The following is a 13,158-nucleotide window of genomic DNA, read 5'->3' as shown; positions in this document are numbered from 1 at the left end:
TGACTCAGACGAAGGCTGGGTGGGTGGCGGCCACAACCTCGGCGCGGGCGACGTCGACGGTTTCGTCGTCGAAGGGTTCGATGATCAGGCGGGGCCCGGTCTTGCGCGGTGAACGCTTCCATGTTGCCCGCGCTCGGGTGCCGTGGATGAGAGTGTTCTTGAACATGCCGTTGCCGCCGGGGACGACGAGCTTCTCGTGTGTCGGGTCGAGGGTGGCGCTGCGGTCTTTGTATCCCAAAATGATCTCGTCGAAGCCGGGCAGCAGCAGGAGTTCGCTGGCCTGCTTGCGGTTCTCGTGCACACGATCGTCCAGATCGGGCGCCTGGTAATAGTTACGGCCGTCGATGCTGATTTCGACGATCTCTGTCTCGGCGACGGCAGCGGCAAGGGCCTGGCGCACCGGGGTCTTGGGCAGCCCGGTCCAGCGTGCGGCGTCGTCGACTGTGACGGGCCCATGGCTGAGGACATAGCGTCGCATCCATTCGTGCAGGGCCGCCTCTGCGTCGAGATCGACAGGGTTCGGGATCCAGTCCGCGGTGAGGACGTACTTCATGTCGTCCTTGTCCTCGACCATTGGACCTTGGGCGATGATGTTGCGCAGGGCCAGGGTGGTGATGAGGTAGCGTTCGTGCCCGTATTCCTTGCCCGCCTGCAGTGGTGCAAAGGCATCGAGCAGTTCCTGACGGGTGACCGGACCGCGCTCACGAATCGTCTCTTCGGCCAGTAGTGCGGCGGAATCGACCATCGCGTCAGTGATGCCGAAGACCTCGCGCCGCTTTGCCACGGCTTTGAGTGTGCGCTGTCCCGTCAGTTGGAGAATCCATCCGAGATCCTCGGCGGCGACCAGATGGATTGTGCCCCGCTGTGTCCACGTCCTGACGATGTCTCCGGCGTTCATGGCCTCACGGACGGCTGTGACCGAGGTGCCGGTGCGCAGAGCGATCGAGACCAGTGCACCTCCCAGAGCCTGAGCCTGGACGCAGCCGAGATGGCTGACCACCGACAGCGTCGTGGCACTCGTGGAGTGCGACGAATCGGTGAGTCCTTGGGCGATCAGTCGGGCAGCCGAGACTTCGTGTGAGTCCATGACTTCACGATAGTCCACGGCACTGACCCCAGTGGGAAACAACTGTCGGGGTTCGGGCTCTTCACCGACCCGGATTTGACCTGGATTCGGCCCGAATTCAGCCCAGAATGTCGATGAGTCCGGGCACGGGAACCCGTGGCAGGGCACCGGAGGTTGCGAAGCGCCCCCAGATGGTGCGCAGTTCCGGGCCGGCGATCTGTGCCGTCTCACCGTAGTCGAGGAAGCTGTCGTGCCAGACGTCGCCGGGGAACAGCAGCGGAAGGTCGCCCGAATGCGCGGCATCGAAGAAGCTGCCATCTCCGCGGGAGACGATGAGGAGGCGTGTGCCTTGGCCTCCCGACATGCGGTGGCGATCGTAGAATTCCTTGGCCGCACGCGTGTACACCGCCGAGGTGATGCCCGAGATCAGCGATTCAAGCATCGGAGAGGTCAGATGCCGGTTGTGCAGACGTCGGAAGGCGGGAACGAAACCGGCGAAGAACGCGATCTCGCGTTCTGTGCGGGTCATGAGCACGTCGTATTTGCGTGCGGCTTCTGACCATGCGGCTCCGGTGTCGGACTTCGCCGGCAACGGGTAGTCCCCGTAGTGGACGCCGAAGCACATGCCTGCGTGCAGTCCACCGACCATGGCGGCCTTGTGCACTTCGTCCTGCGCGGCCAGGATGTCTGCGACGCTGGCGTCGGGGTCAATCTTCTCGGCGACCTTCGCCATGGCCCAGTTCATCGGTTCGGTGCCACCGGCAAGTCCCAGGGGTGCTGATGCCAAGATCACACGGTGGAAGAGACCCTCGGTCGCCTGGGCGATCATGAGGTGTGCACAGGAGTCGGCACCTGCGCTCTGTCCCGCGATTGTGACATTGCTGGGGTCTCCCCCGAAGGCGGAAATGTTGCGCTGAACCCAGCGCAGGGCCGAGATCTGGTCGAGGAGACCGAGATTGGAATGTTCGGGTTTGCCCGTGCCCAAGAACCCCAGCACGCCGAGGCGGTAGGTGACTGAGACGACGATGATGTTCTGTTCTTCGACAAGGATGTGCGGATCGTAGATATCCGCATCTCCGGCACCGGCGACGTAGGCACCGCCGTGGATCCACACGAGCACGGGGAGTTCGGAGTCGTGTCCACCCGCCTCGGAGGGCATGGTCACACTCACCCGCAGGCAGTCTTCGCTGGTGGGAAGGCCGCCGAGCTGGTCGAAGGTCATTCCCGCGTTCGGATCTCGGCGGTACTGCGGGCTTCCAGGGCCGGGGTCTTTGCCGTCGATGGTCTCGACGGGTGGCTCGTCGACGGGATGGGCGAACCGCTGCGCGCGGGCAAAGCGAATGCCCCGTGCACGGATCACTTTGCCGTCGACGTAGGCTCTGACCCGACCGCACGGGGCGTCGACATCCCGCCAATCGTGCATCACCGTCTGCTGCCTATTTGGAGGCGACGACCGGTGGCTCGGCCGACCATGGGAAGACGATCCACTGATCGGTGCGCTTCCACACGAAGTCCGGGTCGATGATGGATGCCGACTTCGCGTAGATGACTGCGGACTGAGCTTCGGCGCCGTGCTTCTTGAGCAGCTCGAGGACGAGTGCGAGCGTGCGGCCCGAATCCGCGACGTCGTCGACGACGAGCAGCTTCTTGCCCTTGATGGCATCGATGTCGAGCATCGGGGCCAGAAGAATCGGGTCGGGCAGAGTCTCGTGGACATCGGTGTAGAACTCGACGTTGATGGCGTCGGAGAGTTTGAGGCCGAGCGCATAGGCCAGTGCCCCGGCTGGCAGCAGGCCGCCACGGGCGATCGCGATGACAATCTCGGGGTCGTAGTCGGAGTCGGCGATGGTCTGTGCCATCTCCCTGGCCGACGTACCGAATGTGTCCCACGTGAGGATCTCTTTGTCGTTGAGATCGGTCGAATCGGCGTGGTATGCCTGGCCCATGGATGCTCCTTGTGTTTGCCCGGTGTTGACCCGAGCTTCAAGGATACGCGGTTGCCGACTCAGCGCAGAAACTCCTCGAATACGGCTGTCTCCTGGAGCTGGTTGCCTCGGCGCTCGGGCAGCGCCGAGTTCACCCAGTACTGGCCGGTGTGAGCATTGCGTTCCAAATACCGGTAGTCGATGAGTTCCCGCCGCAGACGTGCAAAGTCCGGGTGGAAGGCGCTGAGGATCGAGTTGACGTCCTTCTCGCTGTAGGCCCTGTCAGCATCGAAGGCTGCGAGCAGCTCAAGCAGGATCACGACGAGCGCCTTGCGCTTCGTGGGAATTGATTCCAGTCGGCCCTCGCGCATGAATGTTCTCAGCGTTTTGGCCCTGAATGCCTCCGTCTCGGGGTCGGTCGCTGTTGCGCTGTGGCGGCTCTGATCGTCGAGAAGAGCCGCACGAGCGGAGGTGAAGTTCTCCCCGGTCACGGACATACGGTGGCGGACGAGCTGTTTGAAATCTTTGTGCTTGGTCATGGCGTTCGTTCCTCAACGACCAAGTCTCCCCCAGCACGAAACCTGGTCAGGAGATCACCGTGACAGGTTCGTCCGAGGATTCTCTCCCCTTCGCCGATTGATCGGTGAGCTGGGATCACGACCGTGGCTGGGCGATGGATACGCCGCTGCCAACAGTATAGACACAGTCCAGCGCGTGCGAAGCCCGCTCAGTCGAGGGCGTCTAGATATACCCACCGGCCCGCCCTGCGGACGAATGATGAGTTCTCTTCCAGTGTGTGCTCGCCGAGGTGGTCCCGGTAGGTTGCCCGAAAACGTACCGTTCCTGTTTCGTCGGATTCCGATCCCCCGGTTGTGTCCACGATCTCCAGGCCCAGCCACTCGGTGTCAGCATCCACGCCGATGTCGCTGGGCCGCGTCTTAGCGTGCCAGGTGCGAAAGAGGTGGTCTTCGTGTCCGCGTGCGAATGCGGTGTAGCGGGAGCGCATGAGTGCCTCGGCGGTTGTCGGCCAAGCCTGTCCATCCAAGGCGGGACGGCAGCAGTTGTCGTAGTCGGTGCCGGGTGGCATTCCGGAGCAGGGGCAGATCATATTTCGATGGTATCTCTGAGGTGCTTGCAAGCAGGTTACGTGCCACTATGGACGAATGAGTTCAGTATTCCTCTCCGGCAATGCCGAAGCCGACGCCCTTCTGGCCGATGACCCCTTTGCCCTGCTGATGGGCATGCTGCTTGACCAGCAGGTGCCGATGGAAGTCGCATTCGCCGGCCCGGCGAAGCTTGCTGAACGTCTGGGCAAGCTGGATGTCGTTGACATTGCTGAGATGGAGCCCGACGAGTTCTTGGAGAAGTTCTCAATCAAGCCGGCAGTCCACCGTTTCCCGAAGTCGATGGCAACGCGAGTGCAGAAGCTGGCGACGGAGATCGTTGACGAATATGACGGCGACACAGCTGCGATTTGGACCTCGGGCGATCCGACAGGACCGGAAGTCCTCAAACGCCTGAAGAAACTGCCGGGATTCGGAGAGCAGAAGGCGAAGATCTTCCTAGCTCTCCTCGGCAAACAGTTCGATTTCAACGCCGAGGGGTGGCGAGAGGCTGCTGGCGACTACGGGGCGGAAGACAGCCGTCGCTCCATCGCCGACGTGGTCGATGAGGACACCTTGTTGGAAGTCCGGGCATTCAAGAAGCAGCAGAAGGCAGCCGCGAAAGCAGCCAAGAAGTAGGCCCTTCCACTGACGGGCAGGTTATCCACAGATTCAACTTCGCCTGTTCTCAAAGTCACGGTTCTCGCATAATGTAGGGATTCCGGGCGTGATTGATACATCGGCGCCGGAGTTATCTACCACAGAGGCGTGGAATGAAAACCGGACTTGGCAGACGTGTCCGCGTTCGAGCTGCAACAGCTCTGACTTTGACCGCTGCACTCTCAGTGCCGCTATTGCTGTCAGGATGCGAAGACCATTCCCCCGTAGCCGCGCCGACCTCAACCCTGCCTGCCAAAGACTCTTCAACGGCGTCACCGGCCGCTGACCCGCGACCCACAATCCCCTCCTACGAAACCGACCTTGATCTGAGCTCAGAGGAGACAGAAGCCGTAGAAGGGGCTTTAGTTGCGTTGGACGATTTTGTCGCATTCACGAACGCCCTGTACGAATCTGGCGGAAAAAGCCTGAAGGGCGTGGAGAAAATTGCAACAGATGAGTCGTTAGACGAGGTAGAAAAAGCCGCGGAAACGATGGTGGATGAATCAACCACCATGGTTGGCGAGGTCACTATAGAACGGATCACAGTCAGCAGTATCGATATCGAGCAGACTGTTCATCAGGTAAGCGTTCAAGCATGCAGCCCTTCAGAGACTTACCATTTTGAGAATCCTGACAACTCCGCTCCGGCCGAAAGTGATACAAGCAACCCTGAATTCGAGTTTACAATTCGCTTTAAAGAAGACTCCTGGAAGGTCGCAAAACAGACTTGGATCAGGGAACAATGCGCTTCATGAAGTTCGTGACGCTTGCAACACTCAGCGCGATGCTTATGGCTGGACTTGTGCTAGTTGCAGAGGCACCAGCAAGTGCCTGCTATTGGCTAGATAAGAAGTCCGGGAACTGCAAAATCGTCGAGCCGCCTGCCCCTGCCCCTCCCCCGGGACCTGGCGGCGGGGGCGGAGGCTCCGGCGGCGGCTCTGGCGGGGGTGGCTCTGGTGGCGGCGGTTCCGGAGGTGGCGGTTCAGGCGGAGGAGGCTCCGGAGGAGGCTCCGGCGGAGGCGACGGCGGAGGCGACGGCGGAGGCGACGGGGCCGATATGCCCGATTGCATTCTCGAGGAAGTCGGACATATCTGTGCAGACCTCCCGGGTCCGGGCCCCGGTCCCGGAGGGGGCGGCGGCGGTGCACCCGTCAGGCCAGAACCACCCACCCGGATTCCAGAGTCCCAGTTTCAGACTTTCGACATACCAGCTCCGACGATTCATGCCTGGCCCAAGGACTGGTCCGTCATCGGCAAACCGGCTGCCTTCTGGACCGATGCAGACACCAGCTACATCGATATGACACTGCTGACATACGCCGTTACGGTCAAGGTCACTCCTGAGAAGTTCTACTGGGATTTCGGCGACGACACCGGCGGGACAACGACGAAGACCGGATCCAAGCCACGCCCCGGCGACGAACCGCAGATCGGACACGACTATCAGAAGACAGGAGCGAAGACTGTCGACATGACCGCGACGTTCAGCGGGGAATTCTCCGTGGACGGTGGACCTTGGCTGCCCATCGACGGTTTTGCACACGTAGCAAGCAACGAGATCTCCATCGATGTCTACCGCTACCACCGCTATCTCGTCGACGAGGACTGCTACATGAACCCACAGGGTCCAGACTGCAACTGATCTTCACCCTCAGCTCAGATCTTCAATCCAGCCCGAAGGCAGAAGGCCTGACCGTCGTTCACAAGGGGCGGAAACAACTCCACCAACCTCCCAGGGCAAATACGGCAGGAACCTGAAACAATGGCCACATGGTGTGCCGCATTTCGGAGTTGCTCGTCGATTCCCATTGGCCGATTGTCATCATCGGCGCAGGTCAAGCTGGTCTTTCGGCAGCTCATTATCTATGGCGCGACGGGCTGGTGCCGGGAAAGGATTTCATTATCCTCGACGCCGGAGCTGGGCCCGGCGGTGCGTGGCGCGAGAGATGGGATTCCCTGACGCTGGGTTCAACGAACCACGTGGCGGATCTACCGGGCTTTCCACTGGGTACGCCAGACCCCTCAGTACCCGCCTCGGCGGTGGTCTCCGATTACTACTCGCGTTTCGAACGTGAACTCGAACTCTGCGTCGTCCGCCCCGCCGAGGTGGTCACGGTCAAATCCCCCACCCCCGGCTCCGGACCTCTCGAGATCACGGCAGATATCGATGGTGAACGTGTTCAACTCTCAAGCCGGTACCTGATCAACGCGACCGGAACCTGGACCCATCCGTACGTTCCGTTCGTCCCGGGCATCGCTGAATTCGAGGGCCGGCAACTGCACACAGCGAACTTCCGTAACGTCGAGGACTTCCGAGGACTGCGGACCCTGGTGATCGGCGGTGGCATCTCTGCCACACAGTTCCTGCTCGAGCTGGCGAAGGTCACCGAGACTTTGTGGGCTACCCGTCGTCCCCCGAATTTCACCTCACGGGAGTTTGACGGCAATTGGGGCCTCGAGGTTGAACGAGCCGTGCGGTCTCGCACATTGGCTGGCCTCGCCCCAGCCAGCGTCGTTCGCAGCACTGGACTTCCTGTCCGCCAGGACTTTCTCGACGGCGTCGAATCCGGTGTGCTCGTCTCACGCGGAATGATCGACGCGATCATGCCTCATGGAGTCCATTTCCCGGGGCAGTCCGCCGAAGAACAGTCCACCTCGGAGGGGCTTGGTCCCTCGGCAAGCGATCACCTGGCGCTGCCCGAATCCTGGCAGCCTTTCGAAGACGAACGTGTCGAAGAGGTCGATGTCATCTTCTGGAACACCGGTTTCCGGGCCGCTCTTAACCATCTGGCACCGCTGCGTCTGCGCACACCCGACGGGGGAATCTCCATGGAGACCGAGGTCGCGGTCAAAGACGACCGTCGAATCTTCCTCGTCGGCTACGGGTCCGCGAGCTCAACCGTCGGTGCGACTCGCGCTGGCAGGATCGCGGCCCGAGAGCTGCTGAAACGGCGCGCACGAGCACAGCACGTACCGGCTCAGGAGAAAGCCGGCGTATCGAGACCCTGATCGGCGAAACGAACGGTCGGCAGCATCTGTGCAAAGAGTTCAGCAGTGGTTTCGTCGCTGGCAAGCGTGACCATTTCGACGCTGACTTTGTAGAGTCGACCGTTGTCGGAGATCCCGGCCACAGCACCGAAGAGCACAGAGTCGGTTTGGTCGATGGCTCGGACCTCCTGGCCTGCGAGCAACCCGTGGACTGTCCAGTATTGACCACCGGTCACCGTCCCGGTCTTCTCTTCTAGAATGCTCGAACCGGACTCACCGAAGGTCTGTTCCTGGGCCGAGGCGACGACGGACTGTGCCGTGTCGTCGCCGGCCTCATAGCAGTTGACGGTGATGATGGCACCGTTGTCGCGGCTGTAGAGCTGATAACTGTCGTAGGCGAGATCATCGTTCCACTGCCCATCCATGGCCAGCTGCACCTTGATCGGGCACTCCGGGCCCAGATCAGCCGTCACCTGAGACATGCCGGACGGGATCGCAGGAGTCTCGGAATCCTGCGACGGCTGCGCTTCGGAGCCGTCATCGATACCGACGGCGATCGGCTTCGAATCGCCCTCAGCGGTGCTGATGCGCAGCGCAGAGCATCCGGAGAGGAACAGACCCAGCACCACCACGGATGCCAGGAGGAGACTCCGATACATGGGCCTGCTTTCGAATCAGGGAACGGCACTGCGTCGACAACGCCATACACATAGTACCCACAGGACCCGCCGACTGCTCTGGCACAAGCGCCGCCGGGGCCTTAGCCTGGGACCATGACTGAACTCCCGATCTTCAACGACGATGATGTGACCCGACTCCTGTGCATCGTCGCCCACCCCGATGACATGGAATACGGCGCCTCCGCGGCCGTTGCAAAATGGACAGACCAGGGTAAGCCAGTGTCCTATCTGCTGCTGACCCGTGGCGAGGCGGGAATCAGGGACATGAACCCTGAGAAGGTCGCCCCGCTGCGCGCAGATGAGCAGCGACAGGCGTGCACGATCGTTGGGGTCGAAGACCTTGAGATCCTCGAGTTCCCCGACGGACTCCTCGAACCCAACCTCGAGCTCAGGCATGCGATCGCGAAGAAGATCCGCCAATTCAAACCCGACGCCGTCATGGTCACCAACTGGGAACTCAACATGCCGTGGGGTCTCAACCATGTCGACCACCGGGCCGCTGGCATTGCCACCGTCGATGCGATCAGAGACGCCGACAATCCGTGGGTCTTCACCGACCTCAAGGAGGCTGGACTCGACGCATGGAAGGCCGACAGGCTGCTGGTCAATGGCGCTGACGCCACCCATGCCGTGGTCCTCGACGATGAACACGTCGACCAGGCAGTGCGTTCGCTGGAGGCCCATACCGTCTACCTGGAGGCACTGCCCGACCATCCGGTTCCATCGGAGATGATTCCCGGAATCACCTCGGAAGCCGGAACACGGGCAGGCGTAAAGTACGCGCTGCCCGTGCAGGTTTTTGACATGTAGCTCCCGCACACCGATTCGGTGGTCGGGTTCGACGCAATTATGCGCTGAGTGCCGCGACCGCCGAGTCGTAGTCCGGTTCGGTGCCGATCTCGTCGACGAGCTGCTTGTGAATGACTGTGCCTTTTTCGTCGAGGACGACGACAGAGCGGGCCAGCAGCCCGGCCAGAGGTCCATCAACCATAGTCACACCGAATTCCTTGCCGAAGGCGCTGCGGAAGCCCGAAGCGGCGACGACGTTCTCAATGCCTTCGGCGCCGCAGAAGCGAGCCTGGGCAAAAGGCAGATCGTTGGACACGCACAGGACGGTGGTGTTCTCCAGGCTCGCGGCGAGTTCGTTGAACTTGCGCACCGAGGCGGCACAGACTCCGGTGTCCACGCTGGGGAAGATGTTGAGGACAACTCGCTTGCCTGCCGTGTCTGCAGAGCTGACTTCGCCGAGGTCGTTGCCTACGAGGCTGAACGCCGGTGCCTGCGCACCCTTCTCCGGGAGGTCTCCAACAGTCTTGACTGGTGTGCCCTGGAATGCTGTAGTGGCCATGCTTGGTTCTCACTTTCTTTCGTGATCATTGCTGTCAGACCCCACCCTACGTGAAGTGACAGACATGAGAATCGGCTGCTCAGATGCGGCGGCGGCGCGCGATCCAGACGAGTCCAGCACCCATTGCGATGATGGCTGCAGCGATCCCGATCGTGCTTCCAAGTTCCACACCGGTGCGTGGCAGATCTCCACCGGCATTGGCATCCCCACTGCCGTCGGCAGAGTCAGATCCGCTTGCCGAATCGGTTCCACCGGCTGAATCGGATCCGTTCGCCGAGGTGGTCCCACCGTCGGTATCGGATGTGGCAGTCTCGTCGGCTGTGGAGTCGGCACTGTCGTTGGCACCAGCTTCGACATCGGCATTCGCACCGCTGTCGTCACCGTCGGCACTGTCGGTGCCATCGGCAGCGTCAGCGTTTCCGCCATCTGCCGTCGCGTCCGAGTCGGTTTCGGCCGTGGCGTCCGCCTCGGCGGTGTCATCGGAAGATGCCTCGTCCGCATCGCCTGGGTCCTGTGTGGACGTGACGACCTGCCAGTTCTCGTCGTAGAAGTCAGTGGGGTCAACCACCTCGTTGTCCTTCACCCAGTCGATGAGCGCCTGACGAACCTCGACCTGTTCGTTGTAGACCTCTTTCAGATCACCTACTGGGTAGTCGCCGCCTCCGGACTGACGATAGTTGTTGATCGCGAGAATGAAGGTGTCGTCATCACCAATGGTCTTGCCACTCTTATCGGTGAGGTTCTCGATGCGTTCACCTACTGGTTTGGACACGTTGATGTCGTAGTCGATGCCCGACAGCGCGTCGTAGTTGTAATCGGGAATCGGCCGATCGAGTACGTCGTCGATGGCATTGGTTCCGGTGGCTGGGTCGAAGTCGGCCCCTTCTTCTGTCTGTTTGAAGTAGCGGGCGGAGAACTCCAGGTAGTCACGCAGCTGTGAACCGTTGATCTCTACCCCGCCGAGCGTGTTGTCGAAGACATAGAGTCCGGCGACGTCGCGGATGGTGATGTCACCTGCAGGGAATTCGGCAGTTCGACTGAATGGTGATGCCTGGGAGATGATCGGCACGTCCTCGTATTCGGTGCCTGCCAATGCCGACTCCACCGTCTGAGACTGCACCTTCGAGATGAAGTCGAGGATTGCGGTGTCCTCGTAGTACGAGTCGAGGCGCTCATGGTCTCGGTCACGGAGCCGATCTTCGTGTTGACGTAGTCGATCGTCTTCTTGTGCTGGGAGTCGATGAGGTCCTTGATCTCGGGGTCCTCGGCGACGTCGCCCTGTGTTGCCAGCGGTGTGGCTTCGGGCTCGGCACTGCCCCAGTCGATGCCCATGTCCTCGAGATCGATGGGCAGGTCTACCTCGGAGACCGACCGTGCCCAGTAGTTGGGCTGAGTGATGAGGGCCTTCGTGCCGTCTTCGCGTGAGACCACCTGGGTGGGCTCGTTCTGATGCGTGTGCCCGGCGACGAGGACGTCGACTCCCGGCACCTTCGCGACTGAGGTGCTCACGTTTTCCTGCAGTTCCGAAGGATCCCAAGCCTGGCCTTCCGGATCCTTACCCGAGTGGGAGAGGACGACGACGATGTCTGCACCGGCCTCTTTCATCTGTGGGACGTACTTCTTCGCAGTCTCGACCGGGTCGTCGAAATGAACTTTGCCGGAGAGATTGTTCTTGTCCCAGATCCGACTGCCGGGGGTCGTGACTCCCAGGACGCCGATGGTGATCTCCTGACCGGAGACGCGCTTCTTCACCATGGTGTAGGGGTCAAGGTGGGACTGCCCATCGTCGTCATTGATGACGTTGGCGCCCAGGACTGGGAAGTCCACCTGTTCCTTGTATTTGGCGAGCAGGTCAAGTCCGTAGTTGAACTCATGGTTGCCCACGACCTGTGCGTCGTAGCCGACGTTGTTGAAGGTCTTGGCCATCGGATGTGTCTCACCGGTTTCGGTGATGCGCTCCTGTTGTGCGTAGAAGTAGGTCAACGGGGTGCCTTGGATCGTGTCACCGTTGTCGACGAGAAGCACCGAGTCCTCACCCTTGGCTTCCTTCACACCCTTGATCAGGGTGGAGGCACGCGACATGCCCAGCTCCTCCCCGGCCGGGTAGGGTGCGTTGGCGAAGTAGTCCCAGTTGAGGACGTGACCGTGGACATCGGTCGTCGCCAGAAGCGTGAGCTCCCCCGCGCTTGCTGCCTGTTCCTCGTCCGGAGGTCCGCTGCCCAGTCCCGACGCCGAGGCGGCTGCCGGTCCCGCAACGATGAGTGTCAGTGCCAATGTGGACGAGGCCAGGGTTCGCAAGCGCATGAGTCTCCAGATGTCGTTGTGATTCAGATCTCCCACTCTAATCTGAATTCCGACGACCCTGAGCAAATCCTGAGCGAAATCTGCACAAACTATGTTGTCTCTACTGTTCGACGAGGTTGTCCTTGGCAGCCTTCGACGCGAACTTGGACTCGATGACGATGAGGACAACCACTATTGCCGCACCGATGACGGCGAGAATGATCGGGGCAGCGATCGGGTCGAAAGGCGCGAGCAGACCCCCGGCTTCCGCATCGGATTGCCACGGCCACAGGGCTCTCAGGGAGCCGAGCATCAGACCAGCCATCGCGACCAGAGTCCACCATCGGTGATTGTGCAGCAAGTAGCGCAGGATGTTGACGAACAGTGCCAAGCCGAGGATCGCGCCGAGTCCGAATACAGCGATATAGACGAGGTCGCGGTCGTCGACCGCGCGCAGCGTGGTGGCGTAGAGGCCGACTGCGAGGAGGAAGAACGATCCCGATACGCCGGGAACGACCAGAGCGCAGATGGCGATTGAGGCGACGAAGAAGACCGCAATGAGTGGTGGGTTCTCAACGTCGGAACCTCCTGCCAGTCCGGTCATCCAGAAAGCGAGAGCTGCAGCGGCGAGAAAGACGAGAATACCCAGCAGCAGAGATTGCCCGCTGCGCGCCGGCAGCATGCGCAATGGGACGCAGATGCTGGCAGCGACGAGTCCGAAGAACAGTCCCCTGGCAAGTTCCGGGTTGGCTGTGACGAAGCCTTCCATCACTCCAGCGATGCTGAGGACTGCTGTCGCCATGCCCAGGAGGACAGGGATGACGAGGAACCAGTCTGTGCGGCGCAGTTCTGCGCGGGCGCCGCTCCACCGGTCAGGGCCGGTGATCACAGTCTTCGCCGCCTTGACCACATGGGCGGCCGAGTCGATGAGCTGATCGTAGACTCCGGTCACGAGAGCAATCGTTCCGCCGGAGACCCCAGGGACGAGCTCGGCGGAGCCGATCAGGAAACCGCGGAGCAGATCGAGGGGAATCAGAGCTTTGGAACGGGTGGTCTTCACGGAAGCGGCCGCCTCGGAGCTGGAGTTAGTCATAGTTCCTTCAGC

Annotated in this window: 14 protein-coding genes and 1 pseudogene; 5 read left to right on the top strand and 10 right to left on the bottom strand. The window is 61.3% G+C overall.

Annotation, left to right across the window (positions count from 1 at the left end; translation table 11 throughout):
* Window positions 1–4: 4 nt before the first annotated feature.
* The 5 genes from PGC08_RS08605 to PGC08_RS08585 form a co-directional block, all read right to left on the bottom strand.
* Window positions 5–1,087 (bottom strand): winged helix DNA-binding domain-containing protein, encoded by a 1,083-nt coding sequence (locus tag PGC08_RS08605; RefSeq protein ID WP_271709963.1) that lies wholly within the window; start codon window positions 1,085–1,087, stop codon window positions 5–7.
* A 97-nt stretch (window positions 1,088–1,184) separates the two neighbouring features.
* Entirely contained in the window at window positions 1,185–2,489 is a 1,305-nt protein-coding gene (locus PGC08_RS08600; RefSeq protein WP_271709962.1) for a carboxylesterase family protein, read from the bottom strand.
* Between the two features lie 13 nt (window positions 2,490–2,502).
* Window positions 2,503–3,012 carry a phosphoribosyltransferase gene (locus PGC08_RS08595; RefSeq protein ID WP_009885022.1) on the bottom strand — a complete coding sequence of 170 codons (510 nt, stop codon included), beginning with the start codon at window positions 3,010–3,012 and terminating at the stop codon, window positions 2,503–2,505.
* A gap of 59 nt (window positions 3,013–3,071) precedes the next feature.
* Entirely contained in the window at window positions 3,072–3,530 is a 459-nt protein-coding gene (locus tag PGC08_RS08590) for a DUF2087 domain-containing protein (RefSeq protein WP_271709961.1), read from the bottom strand.
* Window positions 3,531–3,718: 188 nt separating this feature from the next.
* Complete coding sequence (locus tag PGC08_RS08585; RefSeq protein ID WP_226833658.1) at window positions 3,719–4,099, bottom strand: YchJ family protein; 381 nt, start codon at window positions 4,097–4,099, stop codon at window positions 3,719–3,721.
* Window positions 4,100–4,154: 55 nt separating this feature from the next.
* Here PGC08_RS08585 and PGC08_RS08580 point away from each other — a divergent pair, with 55 nt between their 5' ends.
* From PGC08_RS08580 to PGC08_RS08565, 4 genes are all read left to right on the top strand, one after another.
* Window positions 4,155–4,733: an HhH-GPD-type base excision DNA repair protein gene (locus PGC08_RS08580; RefSeq protein WP_069599980.1), complete on the top strand. Its 579-nt coding sequence runs from the start codon at window positions 4,155–4,157 to the stop codon at window positions 4,731–4,733.
* A 134-nt stretch (window positions 4,734–4,867) separates the two neighbouring features.
* The gene (locus tag PGC08_RS08575) at window positions 4,868–5,509 is read left to right on the top strand and encodes a hypothetical protein (protein WP_271709960.1); all 642 of its coding nucleotides are present in this window, start codon (window positions 4,868–4,870) and stop codon (window positions 5,507–5,509) included.
* Between the two features lie 545 nt (window positions 5,510–6,054).
* The gene (locus PGC08_RS08570; RefSeq protein WP_096146845.1) at window positions 6,055–6,396 is read left to right on the top strand and encodes a hypothetical protein; all 342 of its coding nucleotides are present in this window, start codon (window positions 6,055–6,057) and stop codon (window positions 6,394–6,396) included.
* A 128-nt stretch (window positions 6,397–6,524) separates the two neighbouring features.
* Window positions 6,525–7,763, top strand: coding sequence for an oleate hydratase (locus PGC08_RS08565; RefSeq protein ID WP_271709959.1), 1,239 nt, complete (start codon window positions 6,525–6,527; stop codon window positions 7,761–7,763).
* On the opposite strand, the gene PGC08_RS08560 is transcribed toward PGC08_RS08565, so the two are convergent.
* Window positions 7,733–8,401 carry a hypothetical protein gene (locus PGC08_RS08560; protein WP_226838845.1) on the bottom strand — a complete coding sequence of 223 codons (669 nt, stop codon included), beginning with the start codon at window positions 8,399–8,401 and terminating at the stop codon, window positions 7,733–7,735. The two genes, PGC08_RS08565 and PGC08_RS08560, sit on opposite strands and share 31 nt — an antisense overlap.
* Window positions 8,402–8,515: 114 nt before the next feature.
* Between PGC08_RS08560 and PGC08_RS08555 the strand changes: the two genes are divergently transcribed.
* Window positions 8,516–9,232, top strand: a complete 717-nt coding sequence (locus tag PGC08_RS08555) for a PIG-L deacetylase family protein (RefSeq protein WP_096160970.1) — start codon at window positions 8,516–8,518, stop codon at window positions 9,230–9,232.
* Between the two features lie 37 nt (window positions 9,233–9,269).
* Here PGC08_RS08555 and tpx read toward each other — a convergent pair whose 3' ends face one another.
* The 4 genes and pseudogenes from tpx to PGC08_RS08535 form a co-directional block, all read right to left on the bottom strand.
* Window positions 9,270–9,770 (bottom strand): thiol peroxidase, encoded by a 501-nt coding sequence (gene tpx / locus PGC08_RS08550; protein WP_069599975.1) that lies wholly within the window; start codon window positions 9,768–9,770, stop codon window positions 9,270–9,272.
* Window positions 9,771–9,849: 79 nt separating this feature from the next.
* Window positions 9,850–10,890, bottom strand: coding sequence for a 5'-nucleotidase C-terminal domain-containing protein (locus PGC08_RS08545; RefSeq protein WP_271709958.1), 1,041 nt, complete (start codon window positions 10,888–10,890; stop codon window positions 9,850–9,852).
* Window positions 10,891–11,276: 386 nt separating this feature from the next.
* Window positions 11,277–12,074 (bottom strand): annotated as a pseudogene (locus PGC08_RS08540) (metallophosphoesterase); the annotation flags it as partial.
* A gap of 100 nt (window positions 12,075–12,174) precedes the next feature.
* A complete protein-coding gene (locus tag PGC08_RS08535) occupies window positions 12,175–13,146 on the bottom strand; it encodes a DUF368 domain-containing protein (protein ID WP_009885034.1) in 972 nt (323 codons plus the stop codon).
* Between the last annotated feature and the right edge of the window lie 12 nt (window positions 13,147–13,158).

It is taken from the genome of Brevibacterium sp. BDJS002, from assembly GCF_028201555.1.
Taxonomy (GTDB): domain Bacteria; phylum Actinomycetota; class Actinomycetes; order Actinomycetales; family Brevibacteriaceae; genus Brevibacterium; species Brevibacterium aurantiacum.
Note: the sequence above shows the minus strand (reverse complement) of the source record. Positions and strands in the feature narration are given on the sequence as shown.